Raw genomic sequence first — 21,695 nt, forward strand, 5'->3', positions numbered from 1 at the left:
TGTATCCCCAACGGGCACAACACACCGTTGGTCGCCTTGTCCAAGCACCCCTGTCAAGCTTTAACCCTGTGACGCGCGCGCCTACCCCACGCCTACCCCACGGCGGCCAGCAGCCGGGCCAGCTCCACGGCCGTCTTGACGCCCATTTTCTCGAAGACATGGGCGCGGTGGACCTCGACCGTACGCATGCTGATGCCCAGGTCGTCGGCGATGACCTTGTTCAGCTTGCCGGCGACGACCAGCTCCATCACCTGGCGCTCGCGCTGCGTCAGGGTGCCGAGTCGGGCCGCGACGCCGGCCTGCCCCGCCTCGCGCTCGCGCTGTTCGGCGTCGAAGGCCAGCGCCTCGATGACCCGGTCCACGAGATCGTTGTCGTTGAAGGGCTTCTCCACGAAGTCCCGCGCGCCCTTCTTCAGCGCCGACACCGCGATGGGCACGTCGCCGTGTCCGGTCAGGAACAGCACCGGCATGCGGCAGCCCAGCTCGCGCAGCCGGTCGAACAGCTCCAGCCCGCCCATCCCCTCCATGCGGATGTCCAGCAGCAGGCAACCGGCCATGTCCGGCTCGTAATCCTGCAAAAACGCCTCGGCGGACGGCCAAGCGGCCACCGGCACGCTGCGCGACTGGAACAGCCAGCTCAGCGCGTCGCGGATCGCCTCGTCGTCATCGACGATGTGCAGCCGCGCGCCGTTGGTGATGTTTGAGGGCATAATGGTTGGGGCCATCACAGCATCACAGGCAGCGTGAACAGGAAGGCGGTGCCCCCCTGCGGCGCGGGCTCGAACCACAGGCGGCCCTGGTGGTGTTCGATGATGGACCGGCAGATGTTCAGGCCCATGCCCATGCCCTCGGTCTTGGTGGTGAAGAACGGCGAAAAGAGTTTTTCAGCATTTTCTGTTGAAATGCCACAGCCACGGTCACGAATGCGAGTCAGCACCACGCCGTCGGCCGCCGTCACGCTGACCGCCAATTCCCGCTCCGCACGCAGGGTGCCGGCCATGGCCTCGATGCCGTTGCGCATCAGGTTGATGATCACCTGCTGCAACAGGATGCGGTCGCCCATCACCATCGGCAGGTCGTCGGTCGCGTCCAGCACCAGCTTCACCCCCTGCTGCTTGGCGTCCAACTCCATCAACGCCACGCAGTCGCCGACCACCCGGACCAGAGAACAGGGCGCGACGTTCGGCTCGCTCTTGCGGACGAAATCGTGGACGCGGCGGATGATCTGCCCGGCGCGCTTGGCCTGGCCGGCCAGCTTGTCGAGTGCCACCGCCAGCTCGTCCCCCTGAAAACCGCCCGAGCGCAGGCGGTTCAGACAGCCCGTGCAATAGCTTGCGATGGCCGACAGCGGCTGGTTCAGCTCATGCGCCAGGGTCGAGGCCATCTCGCCCATGGTGATCAGGCGCGCCGTTTGTTGCAGCCGTTCCTGCTGCTGCCGGGCCAGCTCCTCGGCCTTCTTGCGCTCGGTGATGTCGAGGACCGACCCCATCCAACCGGTGTGACGGCCGTTCGCGTCGATCAGCGGCGCCTCGTAGATCAGCGCGTCGAACCGCTCCCCGTCGGCGCGGCGGAAACGCATCTCGAACCCCTCCGGCGGCGCCTTGCCGGCCATCACGGCGCGGAAGACCGCCTCGGTGCGCTCCATGTCCTCCGGCACCCAATAGGGCATCACCGGGCCGCAGCCGACCAGTTCCTCCGCCGACCAGCCGACCATGCGGCAGAAGGCCGGGTTCACATAGATGACCCGCCCGTCCAGGTCGCGGGCGCGCATGCCCACGGTCAGGCTGTCCTCCATGGCCTTGCGGAAGGCGTGCTCGGCGCGCAGCGCCTCCTCCGCCCGGATGCGCCGGGCGATGTGGCGGCGCACCGCCCACAGGCTCCACAGGGCCGAGACGGTCAGCGCGAAGATGGCTGCGACCAATACGTTGCGCGCGATGTTCGTCTCGGTCTGGTGCACCGTGGCGACCAGCGTCAGCCCGTGCCCCGGCGGGTCGAAGGCGACGACATGGCTGCGCCGGGGTTCCGGCACGGCGATGCGCGACTTGGCGCCCAGCACCGCCCCATAGGGATCGACCACCTCCAGCTGGTAGCGCTGGGCGAACCACCACGGCACATGGTGGGTCATCATCGCCTCGATGGAGATCACGCCGGCCAGCATGCCGGCGAAGTCCTGCCCCTTGAACACGGGGATCAGGATTTCGAACGCGCTGTCCGTCCCCTCCAGCCGATAGGGCGCGGTGTAGGTCCGCCGCCCCGACCCCTGCGCGATCCGGAAGGCGTCGACGCGCGGGCTGGGGCCGAAGGTGTCGTCCATGATCCGGTCGTCCTCGACCGGCGGTTCCGACAGCACCGGGCGCCCCTGCGCGTCCAGCCACACCACCCGCTGGATCGCCGGGTTGGCGGTGACGACATGCCGCGCCATGGCGGCGAACCGCTCGCCCTTGCCGTCCTCATGCCCCAGCGACTCCGCCAGATGCTGAAGCTTTTCCTCGTCCGACGTCAGCTGGAAATGCAGGTTCTGCTCGACCCACAGCACGTCCTTGATGAGGGTGAGGGCGGCTTCTTCCTGCTCGCTCCGGTGCAGGAGCCACAGGAACACGCCCAGCAGCAGAACCACCAGCGCCATGGCGACGATGGGCGTGGACTGGATGGGGCTTCGTTGGCCGAGGGCTGCGCTGCTCATCGCGTGGGGGCTTGTCGAAGGCGTTATCGCGGTGGATACGGATTTCCACAATAGCGCCTCGTGTCGAAATTATCGAACAATGATGGTATGTTGAAAGCGGAACAATCCGCGTGACCAACAAAATGCAAGCCAATCGAGTCTCGGAGGAATGCCAGAATGAAACTCACGAAGCTGCTGTGCGCGGCGGCCGCCGTCGGCTGCCTGATGACCTCGTCGGTCGCGCTTGCGCAGAACCAGATCGTCATCAAGTTCAGCCACGTCGTCGCCCCTGAGACCCCGAAGGGCAAGGGTGCGGAGAAGTTCAAGGAACTGGCCGAGCAGCGCACCGGCGGCAAGGTCAAGGTCGAGGTCTATCCGAACAGCCAGCTCTACAAGGACAAGGAGGAGCTTGAGGCCCTCCAGCTCGGCGCCGTTCAGATGCTCGCCCCCTCGCTCGCCAAGTTCGGCCCGCTGGGCGCCAAGGAGTTCGAAGTCTTCGACCTCCCCTACATCTTCCCGAGCAAGGACGTCCTGCGCCGCGTGACCGAGGGTGAGGTCGGCAAGCAGCTGTTCCAGAAGCTGGAGAGCAAGGGCATCGTCGGCCTCGCCTACTGGGACAACGGCTTCAAGATCATGAGCGCCAACAAGCCGCTCACCAAGCCGGAGGACATGAAGGGCCTGAAGATGCGCATCCAGTCGTCCAAGGTTCTGGACGCCCAGATGCGCGCGCTCGGCGCCCTGCCGCAGGTGATGGCCTTCTCGGAAGTGTACCAGGCGCTGCAGACCGGCGTCGTGGACGGCACGGAAAACCCGCCGTCCAACATGTACACCCAGAAGATGCACGAGGTGCAGAAGCACGCCACGCTGACCGACCACGGCTATCTCGGCTACGCGGTCATCGTGAACAAGAAGTTCTGGGACGGCCTGCCCACCGACGTCCGCACCCAGCTTGAGAGCGCGATGAAGGACGCCACCGCCTACGCCAACGACATCGCCCAGAACGAGAACGACGTGGCGATGGCGCAGATGAAGGCGTCGGGCAAGACCCAGTTCCACGAGCAGACCAAGGAAGAGCGTCAGGCTTGGGTGAATGCCCTCAAGCCGGTCCACAAGGACGCCGAGTCCCGCGTCGGCAAGGACCTGATCCAGCAGATCTACAAGGAAGCCGAAGCCGCCGGCTTCAAGATGTAAAAATTACGCCAGCGTTGCTTTTCTACCCCTCTCCCGCCTCTGGCTCCCGGCGAATGCCCTAAGGCATTCGCCGGGAGCCGTCAGCGCAAACCTTCGGTTTGCGCGAGAGGCGGAGGAGGGCCTGACATGCCCGCTCGCCGGAGCCCTCTCCATGCTTATGAAATTGCTCGACCGGCTCGAGGAGGTGGTGATCGCCTTCCTCATGGCCGCCGCGACGACGATCATCTTCGTCGCCGTCGTGCACCGCTACGCCTCGGGCGTGCCGGTGATCCAAGACTACATCCTGCACTGGAACTTCGCCTGGGCGCAGGAACTGTGCATCTACATGTTCGTGTGGATGGCGAAGTTCGGCGCCGCCTACGGCGTCCGCACCGGCATCCATGTGGGTGTGGACGTGCTCATCAACAAGATGGACGCTCCGGTTCGCGCCAAATTCATCATCTTCGGCCTGCTGGCCGGCGCCCTGTTCACCGGCGTGGTCGGCGCGCTGGGCACCAATTTCGTCTGGCACATCGCGCAGACGGAGCAGACCTCGGCCGACCTGGAATGGCCGATGTGGCTGATCTATCTGGCGATTCCCGTCGGTTCCTTCCTGATGTGCTTCCGCTTCCTTCAGGTGACCTGGTCCTTCGCCCGCACGGGTGAACTGCCGCACCACGACCACGGCCACGTCGAGGGCCTGGAGGAGGACACGACCGATCCGCAGCGCGCGGCGCAGGACGTCAACTGGTTCGAGATGGACGACAACCTGCACCCGCACGACATCGCCCACCACGAGGGCGGCAAGCCGCGCAAGGGTCCGAACGAGCCCGGCTCGAATGAGCCGAAGGAGAACAACCGATGAGCGCCGCCATCATCTTCGGCCTGCTGCTGGCCCTGATGCTGACCGGCATGCCGATCTCGATCTCGCTCGGCCTGACGGTTCTGACCTTCCTCTTCACCATGACCGAGGTGCCGATCCAGGCCGTGGCGCTGAAGCTGTTCACGGGCATCGAGAAGTTCGAGATCATGGCGATCCCGTTCTTCATCCTGGCCGGCAACTTCCTGACGCACGGCGGCGTGGCGCGCCGCATGATCAATTTCGCCACCGCCATGGTCGGGCACTGGCACGGCGGCCTGGGCCTCGCCGGTGTGGTGGGCTGCGCGTTGTTCGCGGCGGTGTCGGGCTCCAGCCCGGCGACGGTGGTGGCCATCGGCTCCATTGTGCTGCCGGCGATGGTGGCCCAGGGCTTCCCGCGCCAGTTCGGCGCCGGCGTCATCACCACGTCGGGCGCGCTGGGCATCCTGATCCCGCCGTCCATCGTGATGGTGATGTACTCGGTCGCCACCAGCGGCAGCCCGCACGCCGCCTCGGTCGGCCAGCTGTTCATGGCTGGCGTGATCCCCGGCCTGATGCTGGCGTCCCTGCTCGGCGGCGTCACCTGGTACCGCGCGCGCAAGTTCGGCTATCCCCGCCTGCCGAAGGCCAGCTTCGCCGAGCGCTTCGCCGCCTTCCGTGAAGCGATGTGGGGCCTGCTGCTGATCGTCATCGTCATCGGTGGCATCTACACCGGCGTCTTCACGCCGACCGAGGCCGCGGCGATGAGCGCCGTCTACGCCTTCGTCATCGCGGTCTTCGTCTACAAGGACATGCCGCTGCGGGGCGTGCCGAAGGTGCTGCTGTCGTCCGCCAACATGTCGGCGATGCTGCTCTACATCATCACGAACGCGGTGCTGTTCTCGTTCGTGCTGACGTCGGAGAACATCCCGCAGACCATCGCCGACTGGATCGTCGGCCAGGGCTTCGGCGTGATCGCCTTCCTGCTGGTGACGAACATCCTGCTGCTGATGGCCGGCAACTTCATGGAGCCGTCGTCCATCGTTCTGATCATGGCGCCGATCCTGTTCCCGGTGGCGATCAAGCTCGGCGTCGACCCGGTGCACTTCGGCATCATGATGGTGGTGAACATGGAGATCGGCATGTGCCACCCGCCGGTCGGACTGAACCTCTACGTCGCCTCGGGCATCACCAAGATGGGCATCACCGAACTGACCGTGGCCGTCTGGCCGTGGCTGCTGGCGATGCTGGGCTTCCTGGTGCTGATCACCTACGTGCCGGCCGTCTCGCTCTGGCTGCCGCGCATGCTCGGCATGATGTAACCGTCCGCGCCCCTTCAAGCGTCGAGAACCCCCTTCCGCCCGGCGGAAGGGGGTTTTTCGTTTTCGGCGCCCGGCTTCGGCGCCCGACTGTGGCCCAGGCCACAGCGGCCGGCCGGGCCCCGGCCTATTCTCCGGTCATCGACGCCGCCGCGGCGAACGCCCGGCCACCCCACCTTCCGGAGGAGAACCGACCCATGCGCCGCCTGACCCTGATCTCCGTCGCCGCCGCCACCCTGCTCGCAGCACCCGCCTTCACCACTTCGGCCTTCGCTTACGACCTGAAGACCGGCGGCGTGCCGGTCGGCGCCCACATGCCCATGGGCATGGCGATGCCGGGCCACCCCATGATGGGCAGCCCCCTGATGGGCGGCGCGAACACCAACGTCGGCGTCGCGACCAACACCGCCGCCGGCATCGGCAACAAGGCCCAGCAGCAGGTGATCGGCATCCAGCAGGGTTCCGGCTTCGGCAATCCGCTGGTCAACACCAACGTCGGCGTAGCGACCAACGTCGCCGCCGGCATCGGCAACAAGGCGCAGCAGAGCGTCACCGGAGTGACCTTCGGCTTCGGCCGGGGTGGCCTGATGGACACCAACGTCGGCGTGAACACCAACGTGGCCGCCGGCCTCGGCAACTTCGCCGGCCAGAGCGTGTTCGGTCTGCAAGCCCGCTAAACCGATGGGCGCCGCCGGCCGCCTTGCTCCCCAACTGGCGGCGCCCCTTTTCGCGACCCTCATTGGAGGCGTTTCGCCATGCTCCGCATCCCGCTCCTGGCCGCTGGCCCTACCCTCGCCGTGCTGCTCCTGACCGGCCTTCCCGTTACCGCCGGCGCCGAGAACCTCGCCTGCCAGACGGTCAACGGCAAGACGGTGTGCAGCCGGGGCCAGGGCACGCTGTCCTGCCAGACGGTCAACGACAAGACCACCTGCATGACCGGGCCGGGCGTGCTGACCTGCGAAACCATCAACGGCAACACCACCTGCCGCCGTGGCGCTCCCCCGCAGGATCTGAAACCCCTGCCCATGCCGCCGCTTCACCCGCAGACCCACCCGATACCCGACACCCCGTTCGGCCGCAGCTTCCCCTTCGAGGAAGAGGTGTGACCGTCTCGCCAGCCGAGCAGAACCGCCGAGCAGAACCGCCGAGCAAAGCCAAGGACCCGCCATGTGCCTTCCCGATGATCTGGACAGCATCGTCCGCGAGCGTCTCGCCCGGTTCGGGCTGCTCGACCGCGCCTACGTCAAGGTGGTGACCCGCCGGGGACGGACCACCTACATCGCCTATGGCGCGGACGGAACGCTGCTGTGGCGTTTCCGGACCCGTGAACTGGCCGAGGCCAAGTTGCACCAGCAAAGCCTCCGCGCACTCAGCGTCCACTGATGTGGCACCGCCTGTGGTCCGCCTCACAGCGGGCCGCCCCATCCCTCCCCTAGGATCGTGACCACAAGGCTGAACCCAGGAGACCGCCATGATCCGCACCGTCCTGCTTTCCGGGCTGGCCGCCCTCACCCTGGCGACCGGAACCGCCGCCGCGCAGGACGGGGGCGGCACCGTCGTCGATCCGCGCATGGGGGCCATGGTCGGGATGTCCATGGGCATGGGGATGGGCATGCCGCCCCTGATGCCACGCCAGCCGGTCTTCGTGAACGCGGCCAAGCGCGGCGCTCCTCCGGGCGCGCTGGTCACCAACCCCGGCGTCAGCCGCAAGGCGGTCCACCAGGAGGCCATCACCAAGGTCCGTGGCGACGCGGGTTTCCTGGCCGGCTTCAACAAGGGCCAGCCGCTGGCGGCGAGCCGTCAGAAGCCGGTCGAGCCCTTCGTGCCGAACTTCACCTTCATCGACGCGCCGTTCATCGTGAACAACCTGAACAGCACGCTGGCGTTGACCTTCGGCGACAACAACGTGTCCGGCCAGGGCTTCCCCCAGGAAGGTGGCATCCCGGTGGAGGGCGGCGGCGCCGGGCATCCCGCGCCCCATCCCACCCCGGCTCCCGCCACTCCCCCGGCCGGGGAGATCGACCCGGTGCTGTCCAACTTCGGCCCCCTGCCGCACCTGCCGACCGCGCTGGCGACCGGTGGGGTGCAGTTCAACAACGTCGGCACCGCCGTCAACGTCGCCTCCGGCCAGGGCAACGTCGCCCTTCAGCAGGTCACCGCCGTGCAGAAGACCGGCAAGCGGTAAGGTCCGGCAAACGGGCCCCCATCCCAACCTTCCCCCACCTGACGGCGGGGGACGGAGCAAAAAAAGCCCTCCCCCGCCGTCAGGTGGGGGAGGGTTTGGGTGGGGGCCCGTCGCTGAGACTTATGCCACCGCCGGCTGACGCTGTTCCGTCTGCTGCGGCTGCACCTGCGGAACGGTCCGCTCCACCGGGCGCGGAGCCCGCGCCGGCAGCATGTCACCAATCGCGAAACCAACCGCCATCAGGTTCGGCACGGCCATCGCGGCCAGCAGGATCGACCACAGCTCCAGCGACAGGGTGCCCAGCGGGTTGACCAGGGCCGCCGTGGCGGACGCCGCGACCAGGGCGGCCGACAGATAGGCTTCCGGCTTGGCGCAGAACCGGCTGGGAGCCCGCTTGCCGCCCTTGGCCGTCACCCGGAAGGCGTCCCGCTTGCGCACCACGCCGCGCAGCGCGGCGAGCGCCACCGTGGTGGACAGCGCCATGCCCACGGCGCAGGCCCCGAAGCTCTCCTTCCACGAGTTGCCCGAGGCGTAGCGCGAGGCCAGCAGGCTCGACCCGGCGCGCAGGACCAGGGCACCCAACACGGCAGCGGTCGCTTCCACCGGCGGCAGATGCAGCGGCAGCACCAGCGAGGCGAAGGTCCAGGTCACCGCAGCACCGGCGGCCAGCAGGCCCACCGCGTCCGACCACCAGCGCGCCCAGTTGGTCAGGTAGCCGACCTTCTGCGCCACGCTCAGCTCAGCGGCACCCGGCAGGAACTTCCGCCAGTGGGCGCGCAGGATCTGGGTGGAACCGAACACCCACCGGTCACGCTGCTTGCGGAACTGCATGAAGTTGTCCGGAGCCAGGCCCTCGCCCAGCCGCTCGTCCGTGTAGGCGGCGCGGTAGCCGGCCGACAGGATGCGGATGCCAAGCTCGGTATCCTCGCAGATGCCCTCTTCCGACCAGCCGCCGACCTGCTCCATGGCGGAGCGGCGCAGCATGATCATCGTGCCGTGGCAGACGAAGGCTTGGGTGGTCAGACCCTCCTGCATGCCGACGTCGAAGAAGGGACGATACTCGGCGGTCATCGCGGCCTTCAGCGGGGTCTCGTGGCCGTCGCGGTGCTCCTGCGGGGCCTGCACGATGCCGACCGAGGGGTCCGCGAAGGTCGGGGCCAGCTTCTTCAGCCAGTCCGGCGACACGGTGTAGTCGGCGTCCAGAACCGCGACGATCTCGGCCGCCGGATCCGTGTGCCGCAGCGCCGCGTTCAGCGCGCCGGCCTTGAAGCCGCTGATCTTCTTGTACCAGTGGAACTTGAACTTCGGTCCCAGCTCGGCGCACAGCTCCTCGACCGGCCGCACCAGCGCCTCGTCCTCGGTGTTGTTGATGAGGACGACGACCTCGTAGTTTGGGTAGTCGAGCCGGGCCAGCGAGGACAGCGTGGCGCCCAGCACCTCCGGCTGCTCGCGGCAGGCGGCGACGTGGATGGAGACCATCGGCTGGTGATCGGGCACCTCCGGCCTGCGCGGCAGCAGGGCCGGCGCCCGGCCGGTGAGCAGCCGCCGCACCACCTCCGTCAGGTCGGCGAAGGCCACGCCCATCATCAGCGCGCCGAGCAGGAAGGCCGAACCCCAGGTCGTCGCGGCGCCGAAGGTGAAGTACTCACCATACGCCCCGGCCACGGCCGACCCGACACCGAAACCGATAATGTTCGCGCCCACCGACGCGGCCAGCGCGTAGCGCAGACCCGTCCGCCGCCGCAGCGCGGCGAAGGCCGACAGCGCCAGCCCCAGGCCCAGCGCCACGCCGGCACCGACCCGATCCCCATAGGGGGCCGGCACGGCGCCCGCCAGCGGCCATTTCGGCGCGCGGTCGGCGTCCAGCATGCCCCAGGTCGGACCGGGCGAGCCTTCGATGGTGGACTTCCAGATGCCGTCGAACGCCTCGACCACATTGTAGTCGATGCCCAGCATCCCGGCCTCGGCCGCGAAGTTCCGCACCACCGAGGCCTGCGCCTCCGGCGACGGGAAGGCGTCGTGGAAGTTCTCGCCGCCCGACGGCCAGCCCACCTCGCCGACGAACAGCTGCTTGCCGGGGTGCGTCTTCCGCACGGTGTCCAGCCGGTCGCGGATCCAGGTCAGCGCCTTGTCGGCCGGCACGCCTTCCCAGTAGGGCAGGACGTGCACGCCCATGTAGTCGGACGCCTTCACCGTCTCCTTGGCCTTCACGATCTCCGACCACACGTCGGCGGTGCCGACCTTGATGTGGCGGGGAACGGCGGCGCGCACGCGCTTGACGTAGCCGGCCAGCTCCTCGTCGGTCAGCTCGGCACGCAGCAGCGTCTCGTTGCCGACGACGATGCGGGTGATGCCCCGCACGGTCTTGGCCATCACGATGGCGCGGGCGACTTCCTGCTCGTTCCGGGCCTTGTCGTCGCTGAGCCAGATGCCCAGCGAGACGTCCAGGCCGTGCTTGGCCGCGATGGCCGGCACCTGCCCTTGCGAACCCAGCGTGGAGTAGGTGCGCACGCCGTCGGCGAAGCCGGCGATGGCGATCATATCCTTTTCAAGCTCGGCGCGCGGGACGACCGGTGATTCGTTCGGGTCGTAGGTCCGGCCCGACGGCGAATAGGACACGGACTCGATGCGCCCCGGCTCCGCCTCCACGGGCGTCGGCGCGTTGCGCCAGGACCAGAAGGACGCGTGGCCGGCGGTCACGGCCAGCATGGCGGCGGCGACCGCCGCAGACCGCATCGAACGCTTCGGGTTGCTCATGTGGGGATATTCGCAAGCCTGGAAGGAAGGTGGCGAGCGCCACCGGACACAACGACGAACGTGCACCGCAAAAAACTATTCCCGCCCCCCTTCCAGATTTTTTGTCCTGCATTTTGCCGGGAACGCGGCCCTGTTCCTCCTGTTGGCTGAACCGACCCTGACGACCGGAGAAGCCCGCATGAGCGACAAGAAAGTCGATGTGGAGGCCCTGGAGGAGACGATGGAGGAGGTGGTCGAGACCCTCGACCTCGCCGAACAGGCGGCCGAATTCGCCGAATCCAGGAACCCCGACCCCGACGACCGCGCCCGCGCCCGTGCCGTCCGCAAGCAGGCCGAGGCCATGCTGGACGCCGCCGAGCAGGCCGACGACGACGCGCCGGAGCGCCCCACCCCCGACACGTCCCGCCCCAACGGACTTCTGCACTGAGGAAAGGAGCACCCCATGGCCAGCAAGCACGAGCAGAGCCAGGAGCACAAGAAGGCCCACGACCTCGCCGAAAAGGCCATCGACAAGGCTGCCGAAGGCGACCTGAAGGGCGCGAAGAAGCTGGCCGATCAGGCCCGCGACATCGACCCCAAGATCGACGACGAAATGGCCCGCGAGGTCGAGAACGACCGCCGCAAGGCCGAGAACTTCAAGAGGAAATAATTATTGTGACACAGATGGACACAGATAAACACGGATGGAAATGATGGGATTCAGATAGTCCCGGCACCTTTCCATCGTCATTACTGCGAAGGCTCTCAGCGGATCTTCGATCCGCCTGACGCCGTCAGCGCTGGTGCGCCAGCGCGAGAGGCGGGAATCCAGAACAGACCAGCACCGTTATGCATAGTTTTCTGGATCCCCGCCTTCGCGGGGATGACGGTTCGTGGCGGGCTGTCTGTGTTTATCTGTGTCCATCTGTGTCAAAAAACTTTATGCCCTTGCCCGATCCGGCCCCTCCATCCGGGCCTGCCCGGTCGGGCACAGGCTCACCAGCACGCAGCGGTGACAGGCCGGATCGTGGAAGGTGCAGCACCGCTGCCCGTGCAGCATCAGAACCTCGTGGTTGTCGTAGATCTGCTGCGCCGTCCAGTCCGCCGGCAACTGCGCCGCCAGGATCTTGTGCGACGGCCCGACCGCCACCTTCGGCGGGATCAACCCGGTGCGCACCGCCACCCGATGATGATGGCTGTCCACCGGCAGCGCCGGCCGCCGCAGGCTGCTGAAACACATCACCGCCGCACTGGTCTTCGGCCCTACCCCCGGCAGTTGCTCCAACCAGGCCCGCGCCTCCTCCACGGGCATCTCCGCCAAAAAATCCAGCGACAGTTCTCCCCGCAGCTCCGTGATCGCCCGTAGGATCGCCTGGATGCGCGGCGCCTTCTGCTCCGGCCAGGTCACGCCGGCAATGGCGGCCTCGACCTCCGCCGGATCGGCGTCCCTGACCGCCGCCCAATCGCTCCACCGCGCCTTCAGGGCCCGAAAGGCCGCCCCCGACGCCGCGTTCCGCGTCCGGTGCGACAGCAGCGACGAGACCAGCTCGCTCAGCGGATCGTTCGACCGGAAATAGGCGACCGGGCAGCCGTAGACGAGGCACAGCCGGCGATGAATCTCCAGCAGCTTGGCTTCGACGGTCTCGAAAACCGTCATGAGGCGGACACGCGCGACAGCCCGGCCTCATCGGCCAGCGCCCGCGCCTGCGGATCGGCCCAGACGGCCCGCGCGGCGTTGCGCGCCCGGTCCTGCACCTCGCGGAACTCCCGCACCAGGGCCAGGGCCTCGGCCCGTTCCTGGGCGTCGCGTCGGGCCTGCTCCGCCTCCGACGCGGCGATCTTCCCGGCGGTGGAGCGTTGCGTCTCGCTGTAGCCGAACAGCCCCGGCTCCCACCGCTTCAGATTGGCGTAGGCCAGCGCCCGCGCGTTCCCCTCGGCGGCGGCCAGCGCCGTCCGCGCCATGCGCAACTCGTCGGCAAGCACCTGCTCCGGCCGGCGCGGCGGAGGCGCTTCCGGCTGGTGCAGCCGGTTGCGGGCGGCCTTCAACGCGGCGATGCGCGCGGGATCGTCGCGCCAGCGCCGGGCCTCGGCGGCGGCATCGCGCCACGCCTCGATGAGCCGTTCCGGCTCGGGTGCTATGCTCTCCCGCTGAGTCGAAGCCATGGCCCTTCCCTCCCCCAGGGAATACTATTCCTAGGGATTTAGGCCATTACGCGATGCAAGCCAGCCCCGAATAGGGCATTACCCCCGAGGATTGCGTCGGCACTCGACTTTACCCAGCGGATAGTCCCCCAAGTAGATAATCGACATCGCCGCCGTCGAGCGCGCTGACGAGGCCCGTGCCCTCGATGGTGGCCTCCGACAGGCTGCCTTTGCGCCGTTGCAGATCGAGGATGCGTTCCTCCACCGTGTTCGCGGCGATCAGCTTGTAGACGAAGACCGGCTTGTCCTGCCCGATTCGGTAGGCGCGGTCGGTCGCCTGATCCTCGGCCGCCGGGTTCCACCACGGGTCGTAGTGAATGACCGTGTCCGCCGCCGTCAGGTTCAGGCCGCGCCCGCCGGCCTTCAGGCTGATGAGGAAGACCGGCACCTCCCGGTTCTGGAAGCGGTTCACCGGCTCCGCCCGGTCCAGCGTACGGCCGGTCAGCTCCACATAGGGGATCCGCGCGTCCTCCAGTTGCACCTTGATGAGATCCAGCATGGTGGTGAACTGCGAGAAGATCAGGATGCGCCGCCCCTCCGGCACCATCTCCAGCACCATGTCGGTCAGCGCCTGCAGCTTGGCGCTTTCCTTCACCTTGGCCGCCGCCGGGATCTTCACCAGACGCGGGTCGCAGCAGACCTGCCGCAGCTTCAGAAGCGCGTCGATGATGGTAATCGCGTTGCGCGACACGCCGCTGACCGCCAGCGCCGCCCGCACCGTCTCGTTCACCGACAGACGGATCGTCTCGTAGAGGTCGCGCTGCTCCGCCTCAAGGTCGATGCGGACGACCACCTCCGTCTTGGGCGGCAGTTCCTTGGCGACCGCCTCCTTGGTGCGGCGCAGCAGGAACGGCTTGATCCGCCGCATCAGCAGCTTGGCCCGCGTCGAGTCGCCGCGCTTCTCGATCGGCGTGCGGTACCGCTTCCCGAACTCCTTCCGATCCCCCAGCAGGCCCGGCATCAGGAAAGCGAACTGGCTCCACAACTCGCCCAAATTGTTCTCGACCGGCGTGCCGGACAGGCAGAGCCGATGCCGCGACGGCAGCGCGCAGACCGCCCGCGTCGCCTTGCCGTCCGGGTTCTTGATGGCCTGCGCCTCGTCCAGGATCAGCATGTGCCACGTCAGCCGCTTCAGCAGATCCACGTCGCGCGCTACCACGCCGTAGGTCGTGACGACGATGTGCGCGCGGTCCACGTCGCTCAGCCGCTCGTGCCGGTCCAGCCCATGCAGCACGACCACCCGCAGGTGCGGCGTGAAGCGCTGCGCCTCCGCGACCCAGTTCGGCACAAGGCTGGTCGGCACCACCACCAGGCACGGATCGCTCAGCCGCCCCTCCGCATGCTCCGTCGCGATGTGGGCCAGCGTCTGCGCCGTCTTGCCCAGACCCATGTCGTCAGCCAGGATGCCCGCGACCTTGTTCGCCCGCAGGCTCTGCATCCAGGCGAGGCCCACGCGCTGATAGTCGCGCAGCGTGCCCTTGAAGCCGGCCGGCGGGTCCATCTCCGGCGGCAGCTCCTGGTCCCGGATGGTGCGCAGATAGCGGTCGATTTCCGCCGTGTCCTCGGTCCGCCGGGCGATCAGGTCGTCGATGTCCAGCAGGCTGTCGGCCTCGGCCAGCGGCACCTTCAGCGTGTCATCGACCCGCCGCCCGCTGTCCAGCATGGCCTCCAGCACGCTCAGCAGCCGCTCCACGCGGTCGGCCGGCAGGGCCAGCACGTTGCCGTCGTCCAGAACAATGTGCGCGCGGCCCTCGATGACGCGGGTCGCCTCCATGCCGCCGCGCTCGATCAGAGTCGCCAGGATCGGCAGCAGGGCGCGCCGCTGCCCGTCGATCTCCACGCCGACGTCCAGGTCGAACCAGCCGTCGCCCGCATCGCGCACGGCGACCGCCACCTCGTCACCGCCCTCGACCACCTTGGTGCCGAAGTCGGCGCCGACCTCCACCACCCAGCCGTCCTTGGTCAGGGCCGGCACCTCGGTCGCCAGGAAGGCCGCCCACTTCTCGTCGGCATCCTTCCCGGTCAGCCAGTGCACGCGCGTGCCCCGCGCGTTCAACTGCCCCTTCGGCGGCTCGATGCGCCCTTGGGCGAAGCCGAAGCCGGCCAGCCGCTCCAGCGCCCCCTGCTCCAGCGCCTTGTCGCGGCGGACGAAGACGGCCCCGCCGGGTTCCTCGACGCGGGCGAACTGGCGCTGGTCGTCGGGCTCGATCTCCGAAGGCGAACCGTCCTCGCCATAGTCGAAGGACAGGCGCAGCACGTCCACCAGTCCGCCGTCCGGCGACACCACCCGGCCCAGCCGCGCGACGATGCGCGGGTCGCGTTCCACGATGGTCGCGGCGGCCTCCGACCCCATCCGCACCCCGGCCGGCATCGACGCGGTCAGCGGAATGGTCGGCTTCTCGACGACCGGCGCAGGCTTCGGCGTGGCCGGCGCCCCCTTCGGCTTCGGCACCTCGACGACCTGGAGTTCCACCGGCGAGACCGTGCCCGCCCCCGGATCGACGCACCAGTAGCCCTGCCCCTTGATCAGCGCCCCGCCCTCCGGCAGGCCGCTCGGCCGCAGCTTGCGCGTGGCCGGATCGCGGAAGGCGCGCACCGTCCGCGCTGGTCCCTCCGACAGCAGAGCGCCGCCGCGCCAGCGCAGCCGGCCGGTGCCCAGCAGGCGGCGCAGCACGCGGTCCACCACGTCGCCCCGGCTTTTCGCCACGGGCGTGCGCACCACCCCGCCGCCGCCCAGCAGCCGGGCGATGGCGCGGTCCACGTCGCCCTCCACGTCGCGGGCGGCGCGCGCCATCACGTCGCGCGGGCTGGCCGGCGAAGCCTTCGTTTCCCCCTCCGCGCAGATCGAGGCCGAGACGAACAGCGCGACGTCGTCCTTCCCCGGCTCCAGCGTCCAGCGCACGCGCAGCACCGGCACGGGAGCCGGCGGCGGGGGCGGGGGCGGGGGCGGAGGTGGTGGCGGAGGTGGCGGTGGCGCGGGCGGCGGAACCGGATCGGGCGCGTCCTCGCCGGCCCTTCCCTCCCCGCGCGCCGTCTTCGACGGCAGGTCGAACAGCGAGGTGCGCCGCCATTCCGGCCGGGTGTCCAGCGCCAGCATCGCCGCCGCCGCCATGTGCGCGCAGGCGTTGCGCCCGCAGGTGCAGCTGCGGTCGAACACCACGCGGCGGCTGCCCTGCACCGGCGTCACCGTGACCGACAGCTGCCGGCCGAGGTCGCTGACATGCGCCTCGATCCGCCCTTCGGCGTCGTCCAGCGTCACCGCGCCCGACAGCACGAGCGTGCGCCCCCGCTGCACGGTCTTCGCATCGAAGACGCGCGTCAGGTCCTCCTGGGAAAAGGGGACCATGGCGCCGCCGGATGCCGAGGCGCGCGGAAGAGAGTCGAAAAGCGACATGTCCGAGAAGGGCCAGCGGGAAACGGAGCGTGAACGGGGCCGTGGGTATAGAGCCACACCATGCCCCGCCGCAAGCCCGCTCTCAACCCAAAAGCTTGTCACTGCCCATGGGGACGGGTTAGGCTACGCCTATCAACGGACAACCTGCGTCTTGACCCGTGCAACATGTCGGAAAACCGTTGCACGATGGCGCATTGGTTAACGCCTGGCCGTCCCGCGCATCATCATGCGTGTGCAAATCGTTGTGCATCGACTGCACAATGGATGCACACGAACGCTGACGCGCAATCCATTGTGATGACGGACGAATTCGGCGTTTTTCGCCATTGTGCAGAATCGCGATTCCGCGAAAACTGCACAACGATGCACAATTCAGCGCATCAGGGCTCCGGTTAACGTCGGCGGTGCCCCGCACAGCACGGCTTCCTGCTGGGCCAGCGCGGCGATCTTCTGAAGGACCGGCTCGACCATCGACTGGTCGCCCAGCGTGGTGCCGACGATGCCGGCCAGCACCACCATGGCGATCAGCAGCGGGTTCAGGTTCGGCTGCGACGGGGCGAAGCGGGACAGGCTCTGCGCGAAGACCGCGACCGCCATCGCGCCGAGCGCAAGGCCGACCAGCACCTCCGGCATCGAATGCATGCCGAGCACGACGCGCGACAGGCCGACCGCGCCGACCACCCCGACGACGGCGAGCAGCAGCGCGCGGCGACGCCAGCCGTCGAAACGGCGGGCGGCGACCAGCCCGACGGCTCCATAGACGGTGGCGCTGAGCGCGGCGTGCCCGCTGGGGCTGGTCAGCCGCGCGTCGAACACATGAAAGTCACAGGCATGGCCGGCAACCTTCAGCACCACCAGAACACCGGCGCAGACCATCAGCACGCCGACCCAGGCAACCGCTGCGGGCAGCGAGTGCCGGCGCCACAGCAGGATGGCGAAGAGGCCCGACAGGGGCAGCAGCAGTGCCGAATTGCCCAGCAGGGTCACGGCCTGAAGCAGGGGCAGGAGTATGGTGTCCATTCAAGGCTGGCCATTCGCCGGCTGCGGTTCGTCGAAGGTTTCCACCACCAGCGGAACAAGGGCCAGTGGTTGCCGCCCACCGGCCGAACGGTGCGCGCCACCGGAAGCTGAGCACAGCACGGTTAAAATTTTATATTGCCGGCAGGCTCGCCGGGACTTCCGATGAACATGACACCGCATCGAGTCAACGACAAAAATCCACAAGATCTATTTACGCAACACCGAGTCTCAATTGAGTCCAAACGCACACAACTTCCAGTCCAGTCACAGACAAACTTTGTCACGCCAAATGACCGACTCCTGATACCACTCCACGGATACTGATTAATCACTGCCTTTCATGGTGGCAGGCAACGACAACCGCACAGGGTTTCCACCCCATGGCAACGACTCAGAGCCTCGTCGGCACCCGGATCGTGGTGAACGCCTACGGCACGCCCGCCGCCGGCGTTGCCCCCCATTTCCGCGTGCTGGCCGACGGCGTCGAGATCGGCCGGGCCTCGGCCACCACCACGACGCCGATCGCCTACAGCTTCGACACCCAGCTGACCGCCGGTCAGGCGCACAGAATCCAGGTGCATTTCGACAACGATGCCTTTCTGAACGGCGAGGACCGGAACCTCGGCCTGAAGTCCATCGTCGTGAACGGCCACACCATGCTGCCGACCGACGCGGGTGTGACCTACGACCGCTACGACCTCGACGGTCTTGACGTCGTCGCCGGGCAGGAGGGTATGTGGTGGCAGGGCGCCATCGCCTTCACCGCGCCGGCCAGCGACTTCCCCGCGCCGGTGACCACCACGCCGGCCACGCCCACCGCCGGCACGGCCCAGATCGTCGTGAACGCGCAGGGCACCCCGGCGGGCGGCACGAACGCCCACTTCAACCTGCTGGTGGACGGCAAGAAGGTCGGCGAAGGCACCGCCGGCACCTCGGCCAAGGACTTCGCCTTCACCGCCCCGGTCACCCCCGACGCGGCGCACAAGGTGCAGGTGCAGTTCGATAACGACGCCACCATCAACGGCCAGGACCGCAACCTGATCGTCAACGCCGTCACCATCAACGGCAAGGCGGTCTCCCCCACCGCGTCCATCGTCACCTATGACAAGGGCGCCCTGGACGGAAAGGACGTGGCCCCCGGCCAATCCGGTCTGTGGTGGAACGGCACGCTGGTCGTCAGCGCCGACAAAAGCTACTTCCCCTCCGGCACGACCACCACGCCGACCACCCCCACCCCGACACCGACCATCCCGGTTCTGTCCGTAGACGGCACCAGCGTGACCGAACCGGGCGTGACCACCTCCGCCTCGGGCGGGATCGCGCCGGGCTTTCTGCACACCTCGGGCAACCAGATCGTCGATTCCGCCGGCAACAACGTCCGGCTGACCGGCGTGAACTGGTTCGGGGCCGGCAACAACAACTTCACGCCGGACGGGCTGTGGACGCGGAACTACCAGGACATGATGGACCAGATGAAAGGTCTGGGCTTCAACGTGATCCGCTTCCCCTTCAGCGATGCCACGCTGGCGCCGGGCGCCGTGGCGAAGGGTATCGACTACAGCCTGAATCCCGATCTCAAGGGGCTCACCCCGCTTCAGGTGATGGACAAGGTGATCGACTACGCCGGCAAGATCGGCATGAAGATCCTGCTGGACCACCACCGCAACGACGACGGCATCTCGGCCAACGAGAACGGGCTCTGGTACACGGCCCAGACGTCCGAGGCGACGATGATCGCCAACTGGAAGATGCTGGCAGCGCGCTACGCCGGCAAGGACGCGGTGATCGGTGCCGACCTCCACAACGAGCCGCACGGCCCGGCCACCTGGGGCGACGGCAACCAAGCCACCGACTGGGCCCGCGCGGCGGAGCGCATCGGCAACGCCATCCAGACCGTCAACAAGGACTGGCTGATGGTCGTGGAGGGGGTCGAGGTCTACAACAACCAGTGGGACTGGTGGGGCGGCAACCTGCGCGGCGCCAAGGCCTACGACGTGACCTTCAGCGTGCCGGACAAGCTGGTCTACTCCCCGCACGTCTACGGCCCGTCGCTCTACATGCAGCCGGCCTTCAGCGACCCGAACTTCCCCAACAACATGCCGGGTCTCTACACCGACAACTGGGGCTGGCTGCTGCGCGACAACAAGCACCCGGTCCTGGTGGGTGAGTTCGGCGGCTTCATGAAGACCGCCGCCGACCAGCAGTACATGGCCACCCTGACCAAGTACATGAATGGTGACCTCGACGCCAACGGCACGTTGGATCTCGGCGCCGGCAAGCAGGGGGCGAGCTGGACCTACTGGTCGTGGAACCCGAACTCGGGCGACACCGGCGGCATCCTGATGGACGACTGGAAGACGGTCGATCCCGTCAAGTACAACGCCATCAAGAACGCGCTCTACACCGGCACGACCACCGTCACGCCGGGCCAGACCGAGGCCACCTTCACGGTGAAGCTGTCGCAGTCGGCGACCCAGACGGTGACCGTCAACTACGCCACCGTGGACGGCACGGCCAAGGCCGGTTCCGACTACAAGGCGGCCAGCGGCACCCTGACCTTCGCCCCCGGCGAGACGGTGAAGACCGTCAAGGTCGGCGTGCTCGGCGACAGCCTGACAGAGGGGACGGAGACCTTCGGCCTGAAGCTGTCCACCGCCGCCAACGCCACCATCGGCACCGCCCAGGGCACCGGGACCATCCTGGACAAGGCCACCGCCCAAGCCATCGCCCAGACGCTCGCCATGGAGAATGTGGACGTCTGGAACCACATTGCCGCCCCGGCCGAAGCGACCGCGCAAGCCATCGCACCGGTCGAGCCGGCGAACCCGGCCCCGTTCATGCCGGCCGGGCCGGAAACCGCCGACTATCTGTCGCCGCACGATCACGCGGCGTACCCGCTGGAAGCGGCCTGAGTCTCCGGGGGTGCGGCGACCCCGCGCCCCGTCCTCGCCGCACCGTGCAGCGTCCCGCCCAGCGCCACGGCCATGGAGGCAACCAGCGCCTCCATGGACCCATGGGCCTCGACCCACTCCCGCCCGGCGGTCCCCAGCCGCAGGCGCAGGTCACGGTCGCTGAGCAGCTGAGTCAGGCCGTTCAGGAAGGTGTCGCCATCCTCGGCGACGATCAGTTCCCGGCCGGACTCGCAGCCCATGCCCTCGACCCCGATGGGAGTGGTCAGCACCGCCCGTCGCAGGGCAAAGGCTTCGAGGATCTTGAACTTCGTGCCCGACCCGGCGCTGAGCGGGGCGGCGAAGACGGCGGCGCCCTGGACATAGGGCCGCACGTCCGGCACCTCCCCCGTGATGGTGACGGAGGGGACCTGCGCGGCGGCGGTCCGCATGGCTTCGCTCGGCCCCCGCCCGACCAGCCACAGCCGGTGCGGGATGCCGAGAGCGGACAGCTGCCGCGCCTGCCCGATCAGACGCCTTGCGGCGTCCTCGTTCGGCCAGTAGCGGAAGTCGCCGGTGAAGACGATGCCCGGTTCCGCCTCCTCCCGCTCCGGCGGGGTCGGGTAGCGGGACAGGTCGATGGCGTTGGGAACGACGAACACGTCGCGCAGCCCCATCACCGTCCGGTAATGCTCCACGTCGTTGGGGGAGACGCCCCACACGGCGTCGGCCTCGGCCAGCCGCCGCTCCAGCCCCAGCATGTTCAGGTAGAACAGCAGCGGGCGCAGCGCCGCCTTGCCGGAGCTTTGGGCCAGGATGCGGCGGTACAGCTTCGTCTCGACGTTATGGGTGTCCACCACCACGGCGGGGCCGAGCGGCCGGATGACCCGGATCAGCGGCGTCAGCCACGTGTCGCCCAGCACCACCGCGTCCGGCCGCAGCCGCCGGATGCGCTCCCGCAGCCGCTCGATCCGCTCCGGCGACAGCGCGCGGGCGACCAGCATGCTTTCGCCCCGCAGCAGGGCGTCGGCCTGCCGAACGATGCGGTTCGGCATCGCCTCGCGCCTTGCGGGGAAGAAGTCCACCCCTTCCCGCCGCAGGGCGGCGCGGGTGACCGGGCCGGGCGTGCTGCCCAGCACGATGGCCTCGACCTGCCCGAAGGTCCGCATGGCCTGCCAGTTCGCCTCCACCCGGAGGCTGACGCCGGAGTGGGCCGGGCGCGGCGAGGCGGTCGTCAGGTACAGCAGTCGCATGGCTTTTCGTCCTTTCACACCGTCCGGA

The 21,695-nt window shown here is 68.2% G+C and carries 18 protein-coding genes; 10 read left to right on the forward strand and 8 right to left on the reverse strand.

Translation table 11 applies throughout. The features are described from left to right. Nucleotides 1-92: 92 nt before the first annotated feature. Entirely contained in the window at nt 93-725 is a 633-nt protein-coding gene (locus tag J2852_RS09130; protein ID WP_246499398.1) for a response regulator transcription factor, read from the reverse strand. After that, entirely contained in the window at nt 725-2,683 is a 1,959-nt protein-coding gene (locus J2852_RS09135) for a PAS domain-containing sensor histidine kinase (RefSeq protein WP_209874164.1), read from the reverse strand. The genes J2852_RS09130 and J2852_RS09135 overlap by 1 nt, the downstream gene beginning before the upstream one ends. A 156-nt stretch (nt 2,684-2,839) precedes the next feature. Here J2852_RS09135 and J2852_RS09140 point away from each other — a divergent pair, with 156 nt between their 5' ends. From J2852_RS09140 to J2852_RS09170, 7 genes are all read left to right on the forward strand, one after another. Further along, on the forward strand, nt 2,840-3,853 hold the full coding sequence (locus J2852_RS09140; RefSeq protein ID WP_209874167.1) for a TRAP transporter substrate-binding protein: 1,014 nt from the start codon (nt 2,840-2,842) through the stop codon (nt 3,851-3,853). A 151-nt stretch (nt 3,854-4,004) separates the two neighbouring features. Further along, nucleotides 4,005-4,697, forward strand: a complete 693-nt coding sequence (locus tag J2852_RS09145; protein WP_209874170.1) for a TRAP transporter small permease — start codon at nt 4,005-4,007, stop codon at nt 4,695-4,697. Beyond that, nucleotides 4,694-5,992, forward strand: a complete 1,299-nt coding sequence (locus J2852_RS09150) for a TRAP transporter large permease (RefSeq protein WP_209874173.1) — start codon at nt 4,694-4,696, stop codon at nt 5,990-5,992. The genes J2852_RS09145 and J2852_RS09150 overlap by 4 nt, the downstream gene beginning before the upstream one ends. A 194-nt stretch (nt 5,993-6,186) precedes the next feature. Next, nucleotides 6,187-6,666: a hypothetical protein gene (locus J2852_RS09155; RefSeq protein ID WP_209874176.1), complete on the forward strand. Its 480-nt coding sequence runs from the start codon at nt 6,187-6,189 to the stop codon at nt 6,664-6,666. Between the two features lie 78 nt (nt 6,667-6,744). Further along, nucleotides 6,745-7,095 (forward strand): hypothetical protein, encoded by a 351-nt coding sequence (locus tag J2852_RS09160; RefSeq protein WP_209874179.1) that lies wholly within the window; start codon nt 6,745-6,747, stop codon nt 7,093-7,095. Nucleotides 7,096-7,156: 61 nt separating this feature from the next. Continuing rightward, a complete protein-coding gene (locus J2852_RS09165; protein WP_209874181.1) occupies nt 7,157-7,372 on the forward strand; it encodes a hypothetical protein in 216 nt (71 codons plus the stop codon). Nucleotides 7,373-7,460: 88 nt separating this feature from the next. After that, nucleotides 7,461-8,174 carry a hypothetical protein gene (locus J2852_RS09170; RefSeq protein WP_209874184.1) on the forward strand — a complete coding sequence of 238 codons (714 nt, stop codon included), beginning with the start codon at nt 7,461-7,463 and terminating at the stop codon, nt 8,172-8,174. 120 nt (nt 8,175-8,294) lie between these two features. Here J2852_RS09170 and J2852_RS09175 read toward each other — a convergent pair whose 3' ends face one another. Further along, nucleotides 8,295-10,931, reverse strand: coding sequence for a glycosyltransferase (locus J2852_RS09175; RefSeq protein ID WP_209874187.1), 2,637 nt, complete (start codon nt 10,929-10,931; stop codon nt 8,295-8,297). Between the two features lie 178 nt (nt 10,932-11,109). On the opposite strand from J2852_RS09175, the gene J2852_RS09180 reads away from it, so the two are divergent. Continuing rightward, on the forward strand, nt 11,110-11,358 hold the full coding sequence (locus J2852_RS09180) for a hypothetical protein (protein WP_209874190.1): 249 nt from the start codon (nt 11,110-11,112) through the stop codon (nt 11,356-11,358). A gap of 15 nt (nt 11,359-11,373) precedes the next feature. Continuing rightward, entirely contained in the window at nt 11,374-11,580 is a 207-nt protein-coding gene (locus J2852_RS09185) for a hypothetical protein (protein WP_209874193.1), read from the forward strand. A 270-nt stretch (nt 11,581-11,850) separates the two neighbouring features. On the opposite strand, the gene J2852_RS09190 is transcribed toward J2852_RS09185, so the two are convergent. The 4 genes from J2852_RS09190 to J2852_RS09205 form a co-directional block, all read right to left on the reverse strand. Continuing rightward, on the reverse strand, nt 11,851-12,567 hold the full coding sequence (locus J2852_RS09190) for an endonuclease III domain-containing protein (RefSeq protein ID WP_209874196.1): 717 nt from the start codon (nt 12,565-12,567) through the stop codon (nt 11,851-11,853). Beyond that, complete coding sequence (locus tag J2852_RS09195; RefSeq protein ID WP_209874199.1) at nt 12,564-13,073, reverse strand: hypothetical protein; 510 nt, start codon at nt 13,071-13,073, stop codon at nt 12,564-12,566. The genes J2852_RS09190 and J2852_RS09195 overlap by 4 nt, the downstream gene beginning before the upstream one ends. 109 nt (nt 13,074-13,182) lie before the next feature. Next, entirely contained in the window at nt 13,183-16,458 is a 3,276-nt protein-coding gene (locus J2852_RS09200) for a DEAD/DEAH box helicase (protein ID WP_246499400.1), read from the reverse strand. Between the two features lie 420 nt (nt 16,459-16,878). Next, nucleotides 16,879-17,526, reverse strand: a complete 648-nt coding sequence (locus tag J2852_RS09205; protein WP_209874206.1) for a phosphatase PAP2 family protein — start codon at nt 17,524-17,526, stop codon at nt 16,879-16,881. Nucleotides 17,527-17,906: 380 nt separating this feature from the next. Between J2852_RS09205 and J2852_RS09210 the strand changes: the two genes are divergently transcribed. Continuing rightward, on the forward strand, nt 17,907-20,438 hold the full coding sequence (locus J2852_RS09210) for a cellulase family glycosylhydrolase (RefSeq protein WP_209874208.1): 2,532 nt from the start codon (nt 17,907-17,909) through the stop codon (nt 20,436-20,438). Here the strand turns inward: J2852_RS09210 and J2852_RS09215 are convergent. Then, nucleotides 20,408-21,667, reverse strand: a complete 1,260-nt coding sequence (locus tag J2852_RS09215) for a glycosyltransferase (protein ID WP_209874211.1) — start codon at nt 21,665-21,667, stop codon at nt 20,408-20,410. The genes J2852_RS09210 and J2852_RS09215 overlap by 31 nt on opposite strands. Nucleotides 21,668-21,695: the final 28 nt, after the last annotated feature.

The organism is Azospirillum soli (assembly GCF_017876165.1).
In the GTDB taxonomy this organism is placed as follows: Bacteria; Pseudomonadota; Alphaproteobacteria; order Azospirillales; family Azospirillaceae; genus Azospirillum; species Azospirillum soli.